This window comes from Mesorhizobium sp. CAU 1741 (genome assembly GCF_039839275.1).
GTDB lineage: Bacteria > Pseudomonadota > Alphaproteobacteria > Rhizobiales > Rhizobiaceae > Aerobium.
This window is the reverse complement of the sequence record NZ_JBDOQP010000002.1, coordinates 69,749-90,765: the sequence shown is the minus strand read 5'-3', so window position 1 is coordinate 90,765 and position 21,017 is coordinate 69,749. Positions and strand designations below refer to the sequence as shown.

Below are 21,017 nucleotides of genomic sequence, written 5' to 3'. Positions count from 1 at the left end.
AGAATGATGCAGCGACCATTGACGATCAGGCTATGCGGTCCTCGCGGATTTTGCGCCGGGGTGGACCGGGCGATCCAGATCGTGGTGCTCGCGCTGAAGAAATACGGCGCGCCGGTCTATGTCCGTCACGAGATCGTCCACAATCGCTACGTCGTGGAAGGGCTGCAGGCACGCGGTGCAGTCTTTGTCGAGGAACTGGACGAGATCCCGCCGGAGCACCACAGCCAGCCGGTGGTTTTCTCGGCCCATGGTGTGCCCAAATCCGTGCCTGCCGACGCCGAGGCGCGCAACCTTTTCTATCTCGACGCGACCTGTCCGCTCGTGTCGAAGGTTCACAAACAGGCGATGCGTCACCAGCGCCAGGGCCGTCACGTGCTGTTGATCGGTCATGCGGGCCACCCGGAGGTGATCGGCACGATGGGCCAGTTGCCCGAAGGCACGGTGACCCTGGTCGAGACCGAGGAGGATGCCGCCCGCATCGCACCGCAGACACCGGACGCGCTCGGCTTCGTCACGCAGACGACCTTGTCGGTCGACGACACGGCGGGCATCGTCAAGGCGCTGGAGCAGCGCTTCCCGCAGATGCAGGCGCCGGCCGCCGAATCGATCTGCTACGCGACCACCAACCGACAGGATGCGGTGAAGGAGGCGGCGCCCGGTTCCGACCTGTTCCTCGTCGTGGGTGCACCCAATTCGTCCAACTCCAGGCGGCTGGTGGAAGTCGCCGAACGCGCGGGCGCCCGGCGCGGCCTGCTCGTGCAGCGCGCATCGGAAATCCCGTGGGACGAGCTCGGCGACATCTCGGTGCTGGGTCTGTCGGCGGGAGCCTCCGCGCCCGAGATCATCGTCGACGAGATCATCGAATCCTTCCGGCAACGCTTCGACGTCAAGGTGGAACTGGCGGTCACGGCCGAGGAGACCGAGAATTTCCCCGTCAACCGCGTGTTGCGCGACGTCGAACTGACGGCAGCCGACATGGCCTTCGTCAACGGCAACGCTTGATGGCCGTCTTTACCGACATCACCGAGCTGGAACTCGGGGCATTCCTGCGCGGCTACGACGTTGGGGAGTTGCTCTCCTACAAAGGAATCGCCGAGGGCACCGAGAACTCCAACTTCATCATCCATACCAGCGCGGGTTCCTACATCCTGACGCTGTACGAAAAGCGCGTCGAGAAAGCTGACCTGCCGTTCTTCCTTGGCCTGATGGAGCATCTGGCCGAACGCGGCGTATCCTGCCCGTTGCCGGTACGCCAGCGCGGCGGCGAAATGATCGGTGAGCTTGCCGGGCGTCCCGCAGCCATCATCACCTTTCTGGAAGGCATGTGGCCACGCCGTCCGACGGCGGTGCATTGCCGTGAACTGGGGGCCGCGCTGGCGAAACTGCATCTGGCGGGTGCCGATTTTCCATTGAGCCGTCCCAACGCGCTTTCGCTGGCTGGCTGGCGAACGCTGTGGGACGGCTGCCGCGAGCGGGCCGACGAAGTGGAACAGGGGCTTGGCGACGAGGTCGCTGCCGATTTCTCCACGCTTGAGGCAGAATGGCCCAATGATCTTCCATCCGGCGTCATCCACGCCGATCTGTTTCCCGACAACGTGTTCTTTCTCGGTGACAGGCTCTCCGGCCTGATCGACTTCTATTTCGCCTGCAACGACTTCTTCGCCTATGACGTGGCGACATGCCTGAACGCGTGGTGCTTCGAGCGGGACCACGCCTTCAACCTCACCAAGGGGACTGCACTGTTGGCGGGCTATCAGAGTGTCCGCGCGCTGGCCCCGCGCGAGGTGGAAGCCCTGCCGATGCTGTGCCGCGGCTCGGCGCTCCGCTTCATGCTGACTCGCCTCTACGACTGGCTCAACGGACCGGACGGGGCGCTTGTGCAGAAGCGCGATCCGCTCGAATATGTGCGCAAGATGCGCTTCCACCGTCAGGTCGGCTCTGCCGTCGAATACGGGCTGAAGCAGCCATGAAGCGGGTCGAGGCATTCACCGACGGTGCCTGCTCGGGCAATCCCGGTCCGGGAGGATGGGGCGCCATCCTGCGCTTCAACGGGACGATGAAGGAATTGTCCGGCGGCGAGGCGGATACCACCAACAATCGCATGGAATTGATGGCGGCGATTTCGGTCCTCAAGGCATTGAAGGAGCCCTGTATCGTCGATCTCTACACCGACTCAAACTATGTCAAGGACGGCATCTCGGGGTGGATCGACGGCTGGAAGCGCAATGGCTGGAAGACGGCGGCCAAGAAGCCGGTCAAGAATGCCGAGCTCTGGCAGGCGCTCGACGAGGCCCGCAAGCGTCATCAGGTGAACTGGCATTGGGTCAAGGGCCACGCCGGTCACCCGGAAAACGAGCGGGCGGATGAACTCGCCCGGCTCGGAATGGCGCCCTTCAAGAAGGGCCGCGGCGGATTGCCCGCCACTTGAACCGACTGCAGCCTCAGAGCTGTTCCATCAGCTTCGCGGCACCGGAATTGACCGCGGTGCCCGGCGAATCCTCGATGTTGAGGGTGGTGACGACACCATCGTCGACGATCATCGAGAAGCGCTTCGAGCGCAGGCCGAGACCGCGCGCGGACATGTCCAGGTCGAGGCCCGTTGCCTTGGCAAAATTGCCGCTGCCGTCTGCAAGAAAGACGATCTTGCCTTCCGCGCCGGTGAAGCGGGACCATGCCGTCAGGACGAACACGTCATTGACCGCCACGACCGCGATCGTGTCGACGCCCTTTGCGAGAATGGCATCGTGGTTCTCGAGATAGCCGGGTAGATGGTTGTTGTTGCAGGTCGGCGTGAACGCGCCCGGCACGCCAAAGATCACCACCTTCTTGCCGGCACACAGCGCAGCGGTCGTGATTTCCTTTGGACCGTCCTCGCCGGGTGTCATGAAAGTGGCGTCTGGTAGTGTCTCGCCTACGGCAATCGTCATGGTTCGCTCCTGGTGGAAGGGCTGTTGTGATTTCCTTGAAGTAGTGCCGGTAAGGCGGGGGGGACCCGTCTGGCTCTCGCTTCGCGGGCACAAAGACAGATCGCCGCGCGGATGGCAACGGGCGGACGTTCCGAAACCGTCACGGCAGCTCGAGCAGCCCGGAAACGGAACCCGTGCTCGTCACCAGCGTGTAGTGGAAGCGCGCCCCGGCGGGCAGGGCAGCCTTGCCCTGGTATGGAAGGGCGAAGAACGTCTTGCCGTCTTCAACGCTGCGGGCGGGGCTGCCGAATGTGTATTTCGAGGTGCCGGCGACATGAATGTCGAGTGCCTCAGCGCCGTCTGGCACGGTGGCCTCGATCGTCAATGTTTCGCCCTCGGCATCGATCGAGCGTGCCTCGAAGCCATGCCGCGCGGGGCCTGGCAGGGCACCGAATGCGGCGGCGACGATCGCCTCGTGCGCGCTTTCGTCTTTCGTAGCCTGAGCCTCGATGGAGAGCTTTGCCTGCACGGGAATGCAGATCGTCTCGCAGACCCCGAGAAACGCGTCAGCCTCCAGGGCGGCCGCCGCATCCTGCCCGTCGGGGAGCCGGAAAGTCAGGGCAAGGGCGACGGAATGATCGTAGCCCGCCCATTCGCCGTAGCCGTCGTCGAAGCGTTGCGGGGCTGGAAACGCGATCTCTACCGGAACTGGCTGCCCCGCCGCAGAAACATCCAGCGTAGGGGGCACACCCGACGAGCCCGGATCAACCCAGTACGTCTTCCAGCCCGGCTTGAGATGGATTTCGAGCGCACCGCGAAGCCTTCCGTCCGCATCCGCCCTGCCGCTGGTGACAAGGCGCACGGCACCACCCTCGACATGATACCAGTCGCTGGAGGCGGCTTGGGCAGGTGCGCAGCCGAGCGCGGCAAGCAGCAGGGCAGCGGGAAGCGTTCGGCGATAAATCATGGCGTGGAACTTCTTACCGATAGCGGGGTTTCGCAAGCGTGCACGGCTCGCAGACCATCATAATCGCGTGAGAGCGCACACACGCCCAAAGACTCTGCAACGGATGACTTTCAAGCCCACCGGAAACACGGTAGCCTCTGACCATGGACATTCTGGGAAGAAAGAATACCGCCCAGCGCGGTTTCCTCGACGACCAGTTCCTGATTGCCATGCCCGGCATGAAGGACGAGCGCTTTGCGCGTTCGGTGATCTATGTCTGTGCCCACAGCGAGGAGGGCGCGATGGGCCTGATCATCAACCAGGTCCAGCAGATGCTGTTTCCAGACCTGCTCGTACAACTCGGAGTCCTGGAGGAGAGCCAGGCGATCCGTCTGCCGGCCCGCGCGCGGGACCTCGTCATCCGCCATGGTGGCCCCGTCGACCGCAGCCGTGGCTTCGTGCTCCACAGCGACGACTACATGGTGGAATCGTCGATGCCGGTCTCCGGCGAAATCTGCCTGACGGCGACGGTCGATATCCTGCGGGCAATCTCCGACGGCAGCGGCCCGCGCCATGCATTGATGGCGCTCGGCTATTCCGGCTGGGGCGCCGGCCAGCTCGAGCATGAAATCACCGAGAATGGCTGGCTGACATGCCCGGCCAGCATCGACATGCTGTTCAACCACGAGATCGACCGCGTCTACGACCGTATTCTTGCGTCGCTCGGCATCGACCCGGCCCATCTGAGCATCCAGGCCGGTCACGCCTGAACGAGCGGATACTGCTCCTTGAGCAGCTTGATGGCAGCGTCTGCCGCCAGCGGCGGGCCGAACATGAAGCTCTGGACGTATTCGCAGCCCATCTGGCGCAGTTCCAGCGCATCGTTCTCGTCGCCGACCCCTTCCGCCACCACAGACAGGCCCAGCTCGTGCGCCATGTTGACCATCGAGCGCAGCAGCACCGAACGCTTCGGGCTGGAATCGTCGATGAAGCTCTTGTCGATCTTGATCGTGTCGAAGGGGAAGCGGGTCAGGTAGGACAGCGACGAATATCCGGTGCCGAAATCGTCGAGCGACAGGCCGATGCCCAGCTTCTTGAGCTTGGCGAGGATGTGCGCGGATTGTTCTGGATTGTCCATCACCAGCGACTCCGTCAGCTCCAGGCGGAAGCAGCGAGGCTTGATGTTGGCGCGTGCGACGACGGAGCGTACGTCGCTGACCAGGTCGCGCCGGATGAGCTGGCGGCTCGACAGGTTGACCGAGACGGAAAGCGGAACATCGCCGATCTGCTTCTGCCAGGACGCAAAGTCCTCGGCGGCGCGCTGCATGGCGAAGAGCCCTAGCTGCACGATCAGGCCGCAGCTCTCGGCCACAGGAATGAAATCTGACGGCGGGATGGGGCCGCGGCGAGGATGCTCCCAGCGCAATAGTGCCTCGAACCCGGCGATGGAGCGATCCTCCAGTCGCACGATGGGCTGGTAGGCGAGCCGCAGCTCGGACCGCTCGACTGCCCGGCGCAGGTCAGACTCGAGCTGCAGCCTGTCTGTTCCAACGGAGCGGAAGGCTGGACGGAACGGCTCGATCCTGTCGCCACCGAAGCGCTTGGCCTGATGCATCGCCAGTTCGGCGTCCTTGACCATATCCTCGGCGCTCGCCTGCGAGGAATTCCAAGATGCGAGCCCGATCGACGCCGACAGGACGATTTCGCGCTTGGCGAAAGTGATCGGCGCATTGATGGCCTGCTTGACCGCATCCGCGACGCCGGCGATGCGGGCCGGGTCCTGTTCGGACAGAAGCAGCAGCGCAAACTGGTCGCCGCCAAATCGCGACAGAGAATCGCGCGGCTTGAGAAGCCGATGCAGGCGGCGCGCGATCGTCAGCAGGATCGTGTCGCCTGCCGAAATCCCGAGCCCGTCATTGACCTGCTTGAAGCGGTCGATGTCGATGACGATGACGGTGGGCCGCACGCTCTCTTCGCTTCTGGCGATGGAGATGACGGCTTCCAGGCGATTGAGGAACAGTTCGCGCGAGGGGAGCCCGGTGAGGTTGTCGTGGACGGCGTCGTGAAGCAGCCGCTCCTCGGCCTTCTTCTGCTCGGTGACATCAACCAGCGTACCGACGCACCGAATGATCTCGCCGTCGGAGCCAATGACAGGACGCGCGCGCAGCGTGAACCAGTGATAGTGGCCGTCGGCGCCGCGCAGGCGGAAAGATTGCGCCATGCGGCCGCGGCGGTGTTCCAGGATCACGTCCAGCGTCGTGCGGAACATGTCCCGATCGTCGGTGTGCAGGGTCGGCAGCCAGTTGCGCGCCGGTCCGTGAAGGCTGCCTGCAGACAGGCCGAGCTGGCGGCTGACGTCCGGCTTGGTGATCACGCGGTCGCGCAGCACGTCCCAGTCCCAGACGATGTCGCCCGAGCCGGTGATCGCAAGTGCCTGGCGCTCCATGTCGCTGAACAGGCCCTGATGCAGCGCGCCCCCGGCGAATGCATGCTGCATCACGGTAAAGCCGATCAGAAGGATGATCAGGATCAGCGCCCCGCCGAGCGCCGGCTGCACGATATCGTTGTCGAGCATGCCGGTGACGGCCATCCAGGACCCGGTAAGCCACACGAGTATCATCAGCCAGCTCGGCACCAGCATGATCGCGCGGTCATAGCCCTTGAAGGACAGATAGGTGATGAGCCCGACGCCTGCCACAGCCGTCAACGCAAACGAGATGCGCGCCAGCCCCGACGCGACGGAGGCGTCGAACAGCGCCACGCCGGCGAGCACCACGAGACCGAGCACCCAGGCGAAGGCGCCATAGCTGAAGTGCAGGTGCCATCGGTTGAGGTTGAGATAGGTGAAGAGGAAGACGACGAGGGTGGCCGCTAGCGCGATCTCGGTGCCCGCTCGCCACAATTGTTCGCTCCCGGCGGTGATGTCGAGCACCTGGTTCAGGAAGCCGAAATCGATACAGATATAGGCCAGCACGGCCCAGGAAAGCGCGGCGGTCGCTGGGAACATCGACGTTCCCTTGACGACGAACAGGATGGTCAGGAACAGTGCCAGCAGGCCGGCGATACCGATGACGATGCCACGGAAGAGCGTATAGGAATTCGTCGTGTCCTTGTAAGCCTCAGGCTCCCACAGATAGACCTGCGGCAGGCGCGGCGAGGACAGTTCGGCAATGAAGGTGACGACCGATCCCGGATTGAGCGTCACCAGGAAGATGTCGGCGTCGCGACTGGCCTGCTTGTCGAGCGCGAAGCCTTCCGACGGCGTGATGGCGGCAATACGGTTGGAGCCGAGATCAGGCCAGATCAAGCCGGAGTCCACCAGCCTGAAATGCGGCGCGACGATAAGCCTGTCGAGCTGCTGGTCCGTCGAATTTGCGAGTGCGAACACGGCCCAGTCGCCGCTCGACCGCTCATCAAGGGCGGTGACCTCGATGCGCCGCACGATCCCGTCGACACCGGGCGCAGTGGAGACCTGAAAGTTCTCGCCCTGGTCGCGGTAGATTTCCACCGCGCGCGACAGATCGAGCGCGACATCCTCGCGGGAAATCTTGATCGGCTCGATGGCTGATGCGGGCAACGCGAACAGCGCGAACACAAGCGCGAAAAACAGGCTCGCGAACAGGTGTCGCAGTCGCAGAATTGCCGTCAAGGACTCAGCCTCTCGCTTCTTTTCTCTGGACCGGGTCCGGCTTCGCCGCCGTCCACCTCACGCCTGCCTGACCCGGCTTGTTCGCCCGGTACTCGTCAGCGATCAGCGAATAGAGATAATGATCCTGCCAGACCCCGTTGATGCGCAGATAGGAGCGCAACAGTCCTTCACGCGTAAATCCGACTTTTTCAAGCACGCGAATCGAGCGTTCGTTGCCCGGGATGCAGGCCGCTTCGATGCGGTGCAGCCTCAACGTGGAAAATGCATGGTCAAGCAGTGTCCGGGTCGCGTCCTGCATGTAGCCCTTGCCGGCATGTTTCTCTCCCATCCAGTAGCCGATATGGGCCGATTGGGATACGCCATGGCGGATGTTTCCAATGGTTATGCCGCCCAGCAGCCGGTTACCCTGAGCGCTGAAGATGAAATAGGCAATTGCCGTTCCGGCTGCGTGATCCTCTCGATAGCGACGGATGCGGTGACGCCAGGAGGGGCGTTCCAACTCGTCGCTTGGCCACAGCGGCTCCCAAGGCTCCAGAAAAGCGCGACTTTCGCGTCGCAGTGCGGACCATTCTCGAAAGTCGGATAGTGCCGGCACCCGCAATGTGACGCGCGCCCCATGAAGCACCTGCGGCTCGCGGCGGAGAAAGGGCAGCGCGAGCATGGCCGTGTTGTCAGACTGCGAGCTTACGGGCGGCCGGTTCGAAGCCCGTCAGTCTTTGATTGATTGTCTCGAAGTCGGGCAGCATCTCGATCGGACCAACCGCGGCCACCGTTGGACGAGTCGAGAACAGCCGCGACGACAGGTCTGTGAGCCGGTCGACCGTCAGGTTCGAAAGCCGGTCCACCAGCTCGTCCGTCGCGATCGGACGCCCGAAGAGCAGCATCTGCCGGGCAATCTGCGACGCCCTGCTGGCGGCGCTCTCATGCGACATCATCAGGCCGGCGCGATATTGGGCGCGGGCGCGCTTGAGCTCGTCCTGCCCGATGCTGTCGCCAGCACGCTTGAGCTCGTCCATGATCACCGGCACCAGCTCGGCGATGTCGCCCTTGCCGGTCGCCGCATGGACGCCGAAGACGCCGGTGTCCGAGAAACCCCAGTGGAAGGCGTAGACGGAGTAGCAAAGCCCGCGTTTCTCCCGCACTTCCTGGAACAGGCGCGACGACATGCCGCCACCCAGGATCATCGACAGGACCTGCGAGGCATAGAAGTCGCGCACATGATACGCACGTCCCTCGAAGCCGAGCACGATCTGCGCGTCCATAAGGTCGCGGTGCTCGCGATAGTCGCCGCCGATATAGGTTGCGTTGTGCGGCTCCTCGATGGCGGCCTGCGCCCGGAACGCTCCCAGTTTCTTTTCGACTTCGCGCACAAAGGCATCGTGCGTGACACCGCCGGTTGCAACCACCACCATCCGGTCGGCGCCGTACTGGCGTTCCATGAACTTGTGAAGCTGGTCCGAACTGAAGGACTGGACGGTTTCCGGTGTCCCGAGAATCGAGCGGCCGAGCGTCTGATTGAGAAAGGCGGTTTCCGTGAAACGGTCGAAAACGATGTCGTCCGGCGTGTCATGCGCGGCGCCGATCTCCTGAAGGATCACATGCTGTTCGCGCTCGAGCTCATGCGGGTCGAACTTCGAGTCGGTCAGGATGTCCGCCAGAATGTCGATGGCGAGCGGCACGTCGTCCTTGAGCACGCGGGCATAGAATGACGTCGTCTCGACGCTCGTCGCCGCGTTTATCTCGCCGCCGACATCCTCGATGTCGGATGCGATCTTCCACGCGCTCCTGCTGCCCGTGCCCTTGAATGCCATGTGTTCGAGAAGGTGCGCCAAGCCGTGCTCGGCGTCGCGCTCGTTGCGCGCGCCTGACTTCACCCATATCCCCATTGCGACGGATTCGAAATTCGGCAGGGTTTCGGTGGCGACTGTCAGGCCGTTCGACAGACGGCTTACCTCAACACCCATAAAGGCTTTACTCCCTGAAACTCAGCGGGCCGCTCTCGTGTGGCGGCTGACATGATCTTCCAACATTTTCGGGTCGGATGGAAGCACCGTATATTTTTCGGCGCGTTCCATTAGGTCACCCAGCCAGACGGGGAGGGCGGGAGAGACGCCGCTGGCTGCCTCCACTGCCGCTGGAAACTTTGCCGGATGCGCTGTGGACAGCACCACCATCGGCACCGCCGCGGCCGCGTTTTCGCGGGCGACCTTCAATGCGGTGGCGGTGTGCGGATCGAGGAGATAGCCATCGTCGGCGAGGACGGAGCGGATCGTCGCGGCAGTCTCGTCCATGGAGGAGCGACCGGCATCGAACTCCTTGCGAATGACAGCGAGCGTCTCTTCGGCGATAGTGAAGCCGCCCGATTGCCTGAGGCTCTGCATGGATCGCGATACCGCGTCGGCGTCGCGTCCCGAAGCCTCGAACAGCAGACGCTCGAAGTTCGAGGATACCTGGATGTCCATGGATGGCGACGTCGTCTCGACCACCCCCCGCGTTTCGTAGACCCCGGTGGCAAGCGTGCGCGCCAGAATGTCGTTGTCATTGGTGGCCACGACCAGGCGCTCGATCGGCAGACCCATACGCTTGGCAGCATAACCGGCGAAGATGTCGCCGAAATTGCCGGTCGGCACCGTGAAGGAAATCGGCCGATCCGGCGCGCCGAGCGAAATGGCGGACGAGAAATAGTAGACGATCTGCGCCATGATGCGCGCCCAGTTGATCGAGTTGACGCCGGAAAGCTGTACGCGGTCGCGAAACGCATGATTGTTGAACATGCCCTTCACGAGGTCCTGGCAATCGTCGAAATTGCCTTCGACGGCGATCGCGTGGACGTTGGCCTGCGTCGACGTCGTCATCTGCCGTTGCTGGACCGGCGACACCTTGCCGTGCGGGAACAGGATGAAGATGTCGGTGCGGTCGCGGCCCGAGAAGGCATCGATCGCGGCACCGCCGGTGTCGCCCGAGGTCGCCCCGGCGATCGTGGCGCGTTCGCCGCGCTCGGCGAGCACGTGGTCCATCAGTCGCGCCAGCAACTGCATGGCCACGTCCTTGAAGGCGAGCGTCGGGCCATGGAAGAGTTCGAGGATGAATTCGTTTGGTCCGGTCTGGATGATCGGGCAAACGGCGTCGTGGCGGAACGTCGCGTAGGCGTCGTCGACGATCGCCTTGAAGCTCGCCTCGTCAATCTCGTCGCCCAGGAAAGGCGTCAGCAGCCGAACCACGAGGTCCTGATACGACAGGCCGCGCATGGCGCGGATGTCCGCCGCACTGAACTGCGGCCATTGGGCCGGCACGTAGAGGCCGCCGTCCCGGGCGAGCCCCGTCAGCAGCACGTCGCGAAACCCCAGTTCTGGGGCCTTACCCCGTGTGCTCACATAACGCATGTCGCTTTTCCATCCTTTCGACCGGGGGCAGTCTTCGAAATTCGGCAATCGCCGGTCGCATTTTCATTGCGGCGTTGGTATAGAACGCCAGCTTTGCTTGAGGGAAGTGCAGTTCATGGCATTCAGGTTCTTTGATGACGGCAGGCTGACCGGTCTCGCGCTCGCGGCCTGCATGGTGGCGCTCGCCGGCTGCCAATCGGGCGATTCCATCGGCGCCCTGAGAATTCCCGGCACGGGCGGCCCGGCCCAGGCGCCAGCAGCCGACGAAAGCATCACCGTCGAGGAACTGACGGGCTACTGCCCGACGGTGACCCTCGCCGACACCGAATCCGTCTATGATTCCTTTGCCCGTGGCGGCGATGGCGATGCCTCCAAGCTGCTTTTCCGTGCTTCCCTGACCGATGCGACACGCGCCTGCCGGTTCAGCACCCAACTGGGCATGACCATAGCGCTTGCCGGGCGCGTGGTGCCCGGACCGGCCGGTTCGACGGGTCCGGTACAGCTTCCCGTCCGCATCACGATCTACCGCGACACCGAAGTGATCTTCGAGCAGAAATACGACCATGTCGTCAATGTTGCCGACACGATCGGCGCGACACAGTTCGTAGTCACCGACGAAAACATCACGATACCCCTGCCAACGGCTCACAACATCCGCATCTTCGCGAGTTTCGATACGCCGTCGCGCTAGGCAGGTCAGCCGTCTTCCGACCATTGCGAGAGCGCGGTCAGGACCGCGCCGAAGTCCGCCCAGCGCCGGATGACCGTTTCCGCGCCCGCCTCCATCAGCAGGTCCGCGTGGCCCGGATGCGTATGCGATGCGCCGGTGAAGCCGATGACACGCATTCCCGCCGCGCGTGCGCCGGTAACGCCGTGAACCGAATCCTCCACCACGAACGTCGCCTTCGGGTCGGCCCCCATCGTCTCGGCGGCGTGCACGAATACGTCCGGTGCGGGCTTGGGCTTCTTCGACGCGGTGTCGAGCGAGGAGAAAATGCGGCCCTCGAAGAAAGGCAGCAGCCGCGTGCGCGTCAGCATCGCCTCCAGTCGCGAGGTGCTGGAGTTCGAGCAGATGCAGCGTGGTCCGGTGACGGCCGCCACGGCTTCGTGGGCGCCCTCGATGGCGCGAACCTCGTTGCGCAGTCGCCTGTCGACGAGTTTCTCCGCCTCGTCGATGAGCGTTGCCTGGAACAGTTGCTGTGATTCCTGCTCGATGCGCAGCATGATGTCGCGGAATGTCAGGCCCGAATAGAGCCGCGCCAGGTCTTCGGGTTCGATCGGGTAGCCGGCTGCCGTCAGCAGTTCGGCTTCGACCCGCGCGGCAATGATCTCGGAATCGACCAGGACGCCGTCGCAATCGAAGATGACGAGATCGATACCGGACATGAAAGATGCTTCTCCGCAGCGGGGATTTGACGGCGTGGGCCTACACCATGCGTCCAGGCATCGCAAATACGAAGCATCGCTTCATTAAATGTTTACGCAGAAGGGTAACCATAACACCTCGTAAACAGTCCTGCGTTTTGTGGTGCGTTCATGCCAGCTCTGCGTCTTTTCGACGACCTGTCCAGTATCTCTGCCTCCGCCGACTGGCGCGACACGATCCTCAAGGGGGATTGCGTTGCAGCCCTCGACCGACTGCCGGAAAAGTCGGTGGACGTGATCTTCGCCGATCCACCCTACAATCTGCAGCTCGAGGGCGATCTGCACCGCCCCGACCAGTCCAAGGTCGATGCCGTCGACGACGACTGGGACCAGTTCGACAGTTTCGCGGCGTATGACGCCTTCACGCGTGCCTGGTTGCTCGCCGCCCGCCGCGTGCTGAAACCCAACGGCACGATCTGGGTCATCGGCTCCTACCACAACATCTTCCGCGTCGGCGCGATCATGCAGGATCTGGGGTTCTGGATCCTCAACGACGTGGTGTGGCGCAAGACCAACCCGATGCCGAACTTCCGTGGCCGCAGGTTCCAGAACGCGCACGAGACCATGATCTGGGCGTCGCGTGACGCCAAGGCCAAGGGCTACACCTTCAACTACGAGGCCATGAAGGCAGCCAATGACGACGTCCAGATGCGCTCCGACTGGCTGTTCCCGATCTGCACGGGGCATGAGCGGCTGAAAGACGACAACGGCAACAAGGTGCACCCGACGCAGAAGCCCGAAGCGCTGCTCGCCCGTATATTGCTGTCGTCATCGAAGCCCGGCGACGTGGTGCTCGATCCGTTCTTTGGCACCGGCACGACCGGAGCCGTGGCAAAACGCCTCGGCCGCCACTTCGTCGGCATCGAGCGCGAACAGGCCTATATCGATGCCGCGATCGAACGCATCGATGACGTCAAGCCGCTTGCCGCAGCCGATCTGTCGATCATGACGAGCAAGCGCTCGGAACCGCGCATCGCATTTGTCAGCCTGCTGGATTCCGGTCTGATGAAGCCTGGCACGACGCTCTGGGACGTCAAGCGGCGCTGGAAGGCGCATGTCCGGGCCGACGGAACGCTCGCCTGCGGCGACGCGTCCGGCTCGATCCATCGCGTCGGAGCGCTGGTGCAAGGCTTCGATGCCTGCAACGGCTGGACCTTCTGGCACTACGAGCGCAATGGCGGCCTGATGCCCATTGACGAACTGCGCCGCATCGCAAGGCTGGGCATCGAGCGCGCCGGGGCCTGATCTCAGATCAGGCCGAAGGTACGCAGGTCGGCCCGCAGTGTTGCCGGGTCGACGAACTGCACCGCGTTCCATCCGGCGGCCTTCGCGCCCTCGACATTCTTGGCGCTGTCGTCGATGAACAGCGTCGCGGACGGGGCGAGGCCGAACGTCTCCGCGTGCAGCCGGTAAATGCGTTCGTCGGGCTTGATCAGGCCGACTTCGCCCGAGACGGTGACACCGCGCGGCAGCGCCAGGAATGGGAAGTGCTGTTGCGCCTCGGCAAACGTGTCGACGGCAAAGTTGGTCAGCATTGTCACGTCCTTGCCGTCATCGACGAAGCCCTTCATCAACGCGACGCTTTCGTCGTATGCATGCGGCACCATTTCGCGCCAGTGCCGCCGAAACGACCGGATCATCTCTTCTTCCTGCGGGTAGCTTTGCACCAGCAGCGCCTCGGCATCTTGCCATGATCGTCCACGATCCTGCTCGACGTTCCAGTCGCTGGTGCAGACTTCAGACAGGAACCACGCACGTCGCTGATCATCGGGGATCAGCCGACGATAGGGCAGTTCGGGGTCGTAGTGGATCAGCACCTTGCCGATGTCGAAGACGATATGGCGGATTTCAGTCATGGTCTGCTTTCGTGGGTCTCTCAGCTCGTGTGATGCCGGGTATAGCCGCCTCGATTGCCTTCTTCATGACAGTCGGCAACGCTTCCCCGGCAATCTCGCGCGGTGGCGACCACCAGCAGCCCGGCGGCGCCGACCGCGTGACCCCGTCGGCGCGAAACACATCGAGCAGAAGTTCGAAATGCGTGAAGACGTGGCGGATAGTGCCCGCCGGGCGCCACGCCGCCGCGAACGGAGCCGCATCGGCGTCGGTCCCACCGTCGAGGCGTGCGGTCCATGCCGAGGTCGGCGGCTCGGCCATGCTGGCGAGCAGCCCGCTGTCGGGGCGCTTGCGCAAAAGCACAGCCCCATCGTCTCGAACGGCTACGAAGGCGGCGCCCCGGCGCAATGGTTTTTCCTTCTTGCCCGCCTTGATGGGGAAACGTTCAGGATCGCCGGTGCGCAGCGCTTGGCAATGCGTGTTCAACGGGCACAACATGCAACTCGGACGCCGCGGCGAGCAGATCGTCGCGCCCAAATCCATCATCGCCTGTGCGAAGTCACCCGGTCTTGCCGCCGGCACCATGGCGGCGACGTGCACCTTGATCTGCGCCTTTGCGGCCGGCAAGGGCGTTTCGATGGCGTGCAGCCGCGAAACGACCCGCTCGACATTGCCATCGACCACGGCACTGGGGCGGTCGAATGCAATGGCCGCAATCGCCGCCGCTGTATAGGCGCCGATACCGGGCAGGGCGAGCAATCCGTCTTCGGAGTCCGGGAAGCGTCCGCCATGCAGTGCGAGCACCGCGTCGGCGCATTTTTTCAGGTTTCTGGCACGCGAATAATAACCGAGCCCGGCCCATGCCTTCATCACGTCATCGGGCTCTGCCTGCGCAAGGTCCTTCACCTCGGGCCAGCGCTGCAGGAAACGAACAAAGTAGGGCTTCACCGCCTCGACGGTCGTCTGCTGAAGCATCACTTCGGAGAGCCAGACATGGTAGGGATCAGGCCGATGGCCCGCGGCAAGCGCGCGCGGCGACGTCCGCCATGGCAACTCGCGATGGTGCGCATCGTACCAGGCGAGCAATGCAGCGGCGACGTCTTGCTCCTGATTTATGCCGAGATTGCTGGTAGGTTGCACGGTGATTGGTCCGACTGGCTGTCCGTGATGGCGGTTCCGGCTGGGCGGCGAATGGAGAATGCACATGGCAGGGAAACGACCATACGGCAATGCCACGCCCGTCAGCGACCTTGCCGTGGCGGTGATCGACCCACTTTTGCGCAAGCGTGCAGGAATGACGATCGGGCTGGTTCAGTCATGGGAGGAGATCGTCGGCGAGCGTCTTTCGACAACGACGCGGCCCGAAAAGATTGCATGGCCGCGCCGCCTGCATGAGGACGACCCGTTTGAGCCGGCGACGCTGGTGATCGCATGCGAGGGGCGAGCCGCGCTGCACGTGCAGCACGAGACCGGCGAGATCATCTCCCGCGTCAACGCCTTTCTCGGCTTCGCCGCCGTCGGGCGTGTGAAGATCGTCCAAAAGCAGGTCGATAACGCACCCAAAGCCAGACCGAAGCTGCGCGCGCTCACGGGCGGGGAGGAAGCAAAGCTGGGCACCATGGTCGAGGCGATCGAGGATGACGGCTTGCGCGAGGCGCTGGCGCGTCTCGGGCGCTCGGTGATGGTCAGCAAGGGCTGACGCCGTTGCCCGGCTATCGCGCTTTCGTGAACGATCCGTTTTCGGCATAAGATTGGATTGGGGACAGATTTGACGTATTTGGCCCCGACACTGGCCATTGGGCGTCTCCAGGCTGCAACATTCATTGGACAAACAGGTGATTCGCATGACCCGCCTTCTTCAGCGCAGATCCGTTCTCGCATCGCTCGCCGCGGTGCCGGCAGCCGCCGTGCTGCTTTCGGCCTGCAGCGACTCCGGCACCGACGCCCAGGCGCAGACGTCGTCGACCAGCGGCGGCGCAAGCGCACCGCAGCCGACGGGCACGGTGGACATGGCGGATCTGCTGGCCGAGGGAGCCTTGCCCGAGCAGACGCTTGGCGAGGCGGACGCACCCGTGACGATCGTCGAATACGCGTCGATGACATGCGGCCACTGCGCGAATTTCCATCGCAACACGCTGCCTGCGATCAAGGAAAACTACATCGACACCGGCAAGGCGCGCCTGATCATGCGCGAATTCCCGTTCGATCCTCGCGCCGAAGCCGGTTTCATGCTGGCGCGTTGCTCGGAGGACAAGTATTTCTCCATGGTCGACGTGCTCTTCCAGCAGCAGGCAAGCTGGGTGCAGGCTGAGAATGCACGCGAAGCGCTGCTTCAGATTGCGCGACTGGCTGGTTTTTCACAGGAGTCCTTCGAGGCGTGCTTGACGAACCAGCAGCTTCTGGATGATGTGAGAGCCGTGCGGCAAAGAGGCGCGGATGATTTCGGCGTGGACGCTACGCCAACCTTCTTCATCAACGGAAACAAATATTCGGGGGCTCTGACGGTTGCCGAGATGTCGGCCATCATCGACGGCATGCTGTAGCCGCGCCTTTCTGGGCCGGACGGCTTTGCGCGTGCGCCAAGGTGCGCGCGCATGAAATTCTCACGCCTCAGAGTCCTCGGCTTCAAGTCCTTCGTCGAGCCCAGTGATTTCGTCATCGAACGAGGCCTGACGGGCATCGTCGGGCCGAATGGCTGCGGAAAGTCCAACCTGGTCGAAGCACTTCGCTGGGTAATGGGCGAAAGCTCCTACAAGAACATGCGCGCGTCCGGCATGGACGACGTCATATTCTCCGGTTCCGGAACGAGGCCTGCCCGCAACACCGCTGAAGTGACGCTGTTCCTCGACAACAGCGACCGTTCAGCCCCCGCGGCCTTCAACGATGCGGACGAACTGCAGGTTTCACGCCGCATCGAGCGCGAGTCCGGCTCACTCTACCGCATCAACGGCAAGGAGGCGCGCGCCAAGGACGTGCAGCTTCTGTTCGCCGACCAGTCAACTGGCGCGCGTTCGCCCTCGATGGTTGGTCAGGGCCGCATCGGCGAGCTCATCCAGGCCAAGCCGCAGGCGCGCCGCGCACTGCTCGAGGAAGCCGCCGGCATCTCCGGCCTGCACACGCGCCGCCACGAAGCGGAATTGCGCCTGCGCGCCGCGGAGCAGAATCTCGAACGCCTGGACGACGTCGTCAGTGAACTCGAAAGCCAGATCGAAAGCCTGAAGCGCCAGGCAAGGCAGGCGTCGCGCTTCAAGAACCTGTCGGCCGACATCCGCAAGGCCGAGGCGACGCTGCTGCATCTTCGCTGGACCCAGGCCAAGGCGCAGGAGGGAGAGGCGCGCTCGGCACTCGCGCAGGCGACGACGCTCGTCGGCGATCGCGCCGCGCAGCAGATGCAGGCGGCAAAGGACCAGGGTATCGCCGCGCACCGGCTTCCAGAACTGCGGGATGCGGAAGCCGCCGCCGCCGCCGCCGTGCAGCGGCTGACCATTGCCCGCACACAGCTCGACGAAGAAGCCGCGCGCATCGCCAGGCGCCGGGCCGAGCTCGAGAAGCGCCTCGACCAGTTCAATGCCGACATCGAGCGTGAGGAGCGCATGGTGCGCGACAACGCCGACGTGTTGGCGCGGCTAGCCGCAGAAGAACAGCAATTGCGGGAAGACGAGTCCGGCGCGACCGAGCGCGAGGTCGAGACGCGCGTGACCTTCGAGGCGGCGCAGACGCAACTCGCCGCCAGCGAGGCCGCCCTTGCAAAGCTGACGTCCGAACGGGCCGAGGCGTCCGCCGCTCGAACCCAGATCGAACGCTCGCTGCGCGAGTTTGCGGAGCGGCGGGATCGGGTGCAGCGCCAGATCGACGATGTCGACCGCGAAGCCGGCGACATCGCGAGCCGGATCGCATCTCTGGCCGACCCTGCAGAAAAGCGTGTGATGGTGGACGAGGCGGAAATGAGGGCGGAGGAGGCCGAGGCATCGGCCTACGCCGCCGAGTCAGCCGTCTCCGAAGCGCGCGCAGGCGAAACGCAGGCCCGCCCGCCGCTGGCGGATGCCCGGGCGGAACTTCAGCGCATCGAGACCGAAGCCCGGACGCTTGCCAAGATCATAAACGCGGCGGCCGGCGACCTGTTTCCGGCCGTGCTGGAGCAGATCAGCGTCGAACGTGGCTTCGAAACCGCGCTCGGCGCCGCCTTGGGCGAGGACCTCGACGTGCCGCTGGATCGGGCGGCCCCGGTCCATTGGAGCGATCTGGAAGCGCGGGCCGATGACCCCTCGCTTCCAGCAGGCGCCGAGCCGTTGAATGGTGTGGTGCGCGCACCGGCCCAGCTTGCCCGCCGTCTCGCGCAGGTCGGCATCGTCGATGCGGCGCAGGGCCCGGCTCTGCAGGGAAAGTTGGCCGTTGGCCAGGTTCTCGTCAGCCGCGACGGTGCGGTGTGGCGCTGGGACGGACTGACGGCAAGCGCGGATGCACCCACTTCCGCCGCCCTGAGGCTGGCGCAGAAGAACCGTCTGGCGGAGCTGGAAGCCGAAGCCACCGGCGCGACACGCATGGTCCGTGCCGCCGAGGACCAGCTTGCCCACGCGGAGGCGCGCGTAAAACAGGCTGTGGATTCCGAACGTCAGGCGCGTGATGGCTGGCGTGAGGCGCAACGTGTGCTGGACGATGCTCGCCAGTCCCTCGCCAGCGCCGAAAGGGCGGCAGGTGAGCTCGCAAGCCGCAGGGCGGTCCTCGACGACACGCGCGGCAGGCTTGTGGAAACACTGGAAGAGACTGGCATCGCGCTGGAGGAAGCGCAGGAGATGCTTGCGGCGGCGCCCGAGCTTTCGGAACTCCAGTCGCGTCTCGATGGGCTGGCACGCGATGTCGCGGAAGATCGTGCAAGGCTCGCAGACGCGCGCGCTGCCCATGACGGGCTCAGCCGGGAGGCGGAGGCGCGAGCCCGCAGGCTTGCTGCCATTGCTGTCGAGCGCGGTTCCTGGGTGGAGCGTGCCTCCAACGCTGATCGTCAGATCACCGCGTTGCGCGAGCGTCGCGAGGAGGCGGCGATCGAGCATGAGGCGCTAGCCGAAGCGCCCGACGAGATCGACGCCCAGCGCCGAACCCTTCTCAGCCAGCTCTCGCAGGCCGAAACGTTGCGCAAGGAGGCCGCTGACAGGTTGCAGGAAGCGGAGAACCGGCAATCTGCGCTCGACAAGGCAGCTACCGAGGCGATCCAGGGGCTGTCGCAGGCGCGTGAATCGCGGGCGCGGGCCGAGGAACGGCTGACGGCCGCCGACGAACGCCGGCAGGAGGCCGAGGCGCGCATTCTCGAAGTGCTCAACGTGCCTCCGCATCTGGTGATCCAGCACACCGGCTTGGCGGCGGACGACACGCTGCCGGAAATGGCGCTGATCGAGCGCAATCTCGACCGGCTCAAGATCGAACGGGAGCGGCTCGGCGCCGTGAACCTGCGCGCCGAAGAAGAGCAGAGCGAACTTTCGGAACGACTGGAGACCCTGGTCAGCGATCGAGAGGACGTTGTCGAGGCCATCCGCCGGCTGCGCCAGGCGATCCAGAGCCTCAACAAGGAAGGGCGTGAGCGCCTTCTGGCGGCCTTCGACGTCGTGAACGTGCAGTTCCAGCGTCTCTTCACGCACCTGTTTGGCGGCGGGACGGCCGAGCTGCAGCTGATCGAATCGGAGGATCCGCTGGAAGCCGGCCTCGAAATCCTTGCCCGCCCGCCCGGCAAGAAACCGCAGACGATGACCTTGCTCTCCGGCGGCGAGCAGGCGCTGACGGCAATGGCGTTGATCTTTGCGGTGTTCCTGACCAATCCGGCGCCGATCTGCGTGCTCGACGAGGTCGATGCCCCACTCGACGATCACAATGTCGAACGCTTCTGCAACCTGATGGACGAGATGGCGGCGAGCACCGAAACCCGCTTTGTCGTCATCACCCACAACCCGATCACCATGGCCCGCATGAACAGGCTGTTTGGCGTCACGATGGGCGAGCAGGGCGTGAGCCAACTGGTTTCGGTCGACCTCGAGGCGGCCGAACAATTGCGTGAGGCAGTGTGAGCGGGAAGGGCGAAGGCGACTCGACTTCCGGTGCTGGCGCCACCGCCGAATTCGCGCGTGAGCTTTCCGGCGCCCTAAAGGGGTTTCATCGCGCTCTGATCCTCGCGGAGGCGGGCGATGATCCTGTGTTGCGAAACAGTCCTTATTCGATGCTTTTCGCCCTGATCGCTGATCCGCGCTTTGCATGGATGGGCACGTTGTCGCAACTGATCGCCGAGATCGACCAGCTCCAGTCCGATGGCGAGGCTGACGATGCCGAGCGCATCAGGCACCTGACGGACAGATCGACCAACCTGATCGGCGAGGGGACAGGCGCCGACGCGGCGGGTTTCCGTCTTCGCCATGTCATGGCCCTGCAGAAGGAGCCGGAGGTGGGCCTCGCAACCGGCCTGCTGCGCAGGGTTCTGGCCGAGAGACCGAGCACGGTGCGCTAAGGCAGCCTATTCGCTCCAGACGGCGAGTTCATTGCCGGCCGGGTCGGTGAAATGAAAGCGGCGTCCACCCGGAAACGGATAGATGGGCCTGATCACCGTGCCGCCAGCCTCGACGACAGCCGTTGCCGCGGCCTCGAGGTCGTCGGCGTAGATGACCGGCAGCGGCTTGGTCTCGCGTGCCGCAGAGCCGTCGAAACCGCCGTCGAGCCCCTCTCCAAACGCCGCATAGGAAGGGCCGTAATCCGTGAACGTCCAGCCAAAGGCGGCGCTGTAGAAAGCTTTCACACTGTCGATCGTGCCGTTCGCCGCCTGCATTTCGAGATAATCCAGCTTGCCGTTGTCGCGCATCACCATACCTCCTGATTGTTCCCGATATGTTCTAGTGATC

The 21,017-nt window shown here is 64.1% G+C and carries 20 protein-coding genes; 10 read left to right on the top strand and 10 right to left on the bottom strand.

Going from position 1 to position 21,017, the window contains the following annotated elements; all coding sequences use genetic code 11:
• The first annotated feature begins 3 nt into the window (after positions 1–3).
• From ispH to rnhA, 3 genes are read left to right on the top strand one after another with little or no spacing between them, the layout of a single operon-like run.
• A complete protein-coding gene (gene ispH / locus AAFN84_RS07405; RefSeq protein ID WP_347513921.1) occupies positions 4–1,002 on the top strand; it encodes a 4-hydroxy-3-methylbut-2-enyl diphosphate reductase in 999 nt (332 codons plus the stop codon).
• Positions 1,002–1,970, top strand: coding sequence for a homoserine kinase (locus tag AAFN84_RS07400; RefSeq protein WP_347513920.1), 969 nt, complete (start codon positions 1,002–1,004; stop codon positions 1,968–1,970). Before ispH ends, AAFN84_RS07400 begins: the two co-directional genes overlap by 1 nt.
• Positions 1,967–2,428 (top strand): ribonuclease HI, encoded by a 462-nt coding sequence (gene rnhA / locus AAFN84_RS07395; protein ID WP_347513919.1) that lies wholly within the window; start codon positions 1,967–1,969, stop codon positions 2,426–2,428. The genes AAFN84_RS07400 and rnhA overlap by 4 nt, the downstream gene beginning before the upstream one ends.
• Before the next feature lie 13 nt (positions 2,429–2,441).
• Here rnhA and AAFN84_RS07390 read toward each other — a convergent pair whose 3' ends face one another.
• Entirely contained in the window at positions 2,442–2,927 is a 486-nt protein-coding gene (locus AAFN84_RS07390) for a peroxiredoxin (RefSeq protein ID WP_347513918.1), read from the bottom strand.
• Between the two features lie 139 nt (positions 2,928–3,066).
• Positions 3,067–3,873, bottom strand: a complete 807-nt coding sequence (locus tag AAFN84_RS07385) for a protein-disulfide reductase DsbD domain-containing protein (RefSeq protein WP_347513917.1) — start codon at positions 3,871–3,873, stop codon at positions 3,067–3,069.
• Positions 3,874–4,016: 143 nt separating this feature from the next.
• Here AAFN84_RS07385 and AAFN84_RS07380 point away from each other — a divergent pair, with 143 nt between their 5' ends.
• Positions 4,017–4,622, top strand: coding sequence for a YqgE/AlgH family protein (locus tag AAFN84_RS07380; protein ID WP_347513916.1), 606 nt, complete (start codon positions 4,017–4,019; stop codon positions 4,620–4,622).
• Here the strand turns inward: AAFN84_RS07380 and AAFN84_RS07375 are convergent.
• The 4 genes from AAFN84_RS07375 to thrC are packed head-to-tail and all read right to left on the bottom strand — an operon-like array spanning position 4,613 to position 10,884.
• Positions 4,613–7,501, bottom strand: coding sequence for an EAL domain-containing protein (locus tag AAFN84_RS07375; protein ID WP_347513915.1), 2,889 nt, complete (start codon positions 7,499–7,501; stop codon positions 4,613–4,615). The two genes, AAFN84_RS07380 and AAFN84_RS07375, sit on opposite strands and share 10 nt — an antisense overlap.
• A gap of 4 nt (positions 7,502–7,505) precedes the next feature.
• Positions 7,506–8,162, bottom strand: coding sequence for a GNAT family protein (locus tag AAFN84_RS07370; RefSeq protein WP_347513914.1), 657 nt, complete (start codon positions 8,160–8,162; stop codon positions 7,506–7,508).
• 10 nt (positions 8,163–8,172) lie between these two features.
• Positions 8,173–9,465 carry a pitrilysin family protein gene (locus AAFN84_RS07365; protein ID WP_347513913.1) on the bottom strand — a complete coding sequence of 431 codons (1,293 nt, stop codon included), beginning with the start codon at positions 9,463–9,465 and terminating at the stop codon, positions 8,173–8,175.
• Between the two features lie 21 nt (positions 9,466–9,486).
• Positions 9,487–10,884 (bottom strand): threonine synthase, encoded by a 1,398-nt coding sequence (gene thrC / locus AAFN84_RS07360; RefSeq protein WP_347513912.1) that lies wholly within the window; start codon positions 10,882–10,884, stop codon positions 9,487–9,489.
• A 115-nt stretch (positions 10,885–10,999) separates the two neighbouring features.
• Here thrC and AAFN84_RS07355 point away from each other — a divergent pair, with 115 nt between their 5' ends.
• Positions 11,000–11,575, top strand: coding sequence for a hypothetical protein (locus tag AAFN84_RS07355; RefSeq protein ID WP_347513911.1), 576 nt, complete (start codon positions 11,000–11,002; stop codon positions 11,573–11,575).
• Between the two features lie 5 nt (positions 11,576–11,580).
• On the opposite strand, the gene AAFN84_RS07350 is transcribed toward AAFN84_RS07355, so the two are convergent.
• A complete protein-coding gene (locus AAFN84_RS07350; protein WP_347513910.1) occupies positions 11,581–12,270 on the bottom strand; it encodes an HAD family hydrolase in 690 nt (229 codons plus the stop codon).
• 150 nt (positions 12,271–12,420) lie between these two features.
• Between AAFN84_RS07350 and AAFN84_RS07345 the strand changes: the two genes are divergently transcribed.
• Complete coding sequence (locus AAFN84_RS07345; protein WP_347513908.1) at positions 12,421–13,554, top strand: site-specific DNA-methyltransferase; 1,134 nt, start codon at positions 12,421–12,423, stop codon at positions 13,552–13,554.
• Positions 13,555–13,556: 2 nt separating this feature from the next.
• Here the strand turns inward: AAFN84_RS07345 and AAFN84_RS07340 are convergent, their stop codons facing one another.
• Together AAFN84_RS07340 and mutY are read right to left on the bottom strand one after the other, a co-directional pair.
• Positions 13,557–14,165 (bottom strand): HAD family phosphatase, encoded by a 609-nt coding sequence (locus AAFN84_RS07340; RefSeq protein WP_347513907.1) that lies wholly within the window; start codon positions 14,163–14,165, stop codon positions 13,557–13,559.
• Positions 14,158–15,282 carry an A/G-specific adenine glycosylase gene (mutY, locus tag AAFN84_RS07335; protein ID WP_347513906.1) on the bottom strand — a complete coding sequence of 375 codons (1,125 nt, stop codon included), beginning with the start codon at positions 15,280–15,282 and terminating at the stop codon, positions 14,158–14,160. The genes AAFN84_RS07340 and mutY overlap by 8 nt, the downstream gene beginning before the upstream one ends.
• 64 nt (positions 15,283–15,346) lie before the next feature.
• Here mutY and AAFN84_RS07330 point away from each other — a divergent pair, with 64 nt between their 5' ends.
• From AAFN84_RS07330 to AAFN84_RS07315, 4 genes are all read left to right on the top strand, one after another.
• Positions 15,347–15,841, top strand: a complete 495-nt coding sequence (locus tag AAFN84_RS07330; RefSeq protein WP_347513905.1) for a DUF721 domain-containing protein — start codon at positions 15,347–15,349, stop codon at positions 15,839–15,841.
• 145 nt (positions 15,842–15,986) lie between these two features.
• Complete coding sequence (locus AAFN84_RS07325) at positions 15,987–16,685, top strand: DsbA family protein (RefSeq protein WP_347513904.1); 699 nt, start codon at positions 15,987–15,989, stop codon at positions 16,683–16,685.
• Between the two features lie 51 nt (positions 16,686–16,736).
• On the top strand, positions 16,737–20,195 hold the full coding sequence (gene smc / locus AAFN84_RS07320) for a chromosome segregation protein SMC (RefSeq protein WP_347513903.1): 3,459 nt from the start codon (positions 16,737–16,739) through the stop codon (positions 20,193–20,195).
• Positions 20,192–20,629, top strand: coding sequence for a hypothetical protein (locus AAFN84_RS07315; protein WP_347513902.1), 438 nt, complete (start codon positions 20,192–20,194; stop codon positions 20,627–20,629). Before smc ends, AAFN84_RS07315 begins: the two co-directional genes overlap by 4 nt.
• 6 nt (positions 20,630–20,635) lie before the next feature.
• Here AAFN84_RS07315 and AAFN84_RS07310 read toward each other — a convergent pair whose 3' ends face one another.
• On the bottom strand, positions 20,636–20,977 hold the full coding sequence (locus tag AAFN84_RS07310) for a VOC family protein (protein WP_347513901.1): 342 nt from the start codon (positions 20,975–20,977) through the stop codon (positions 20,636–20,638).
• Positions 20,978–21,017 lie beyond the last annotated feature (40 nt).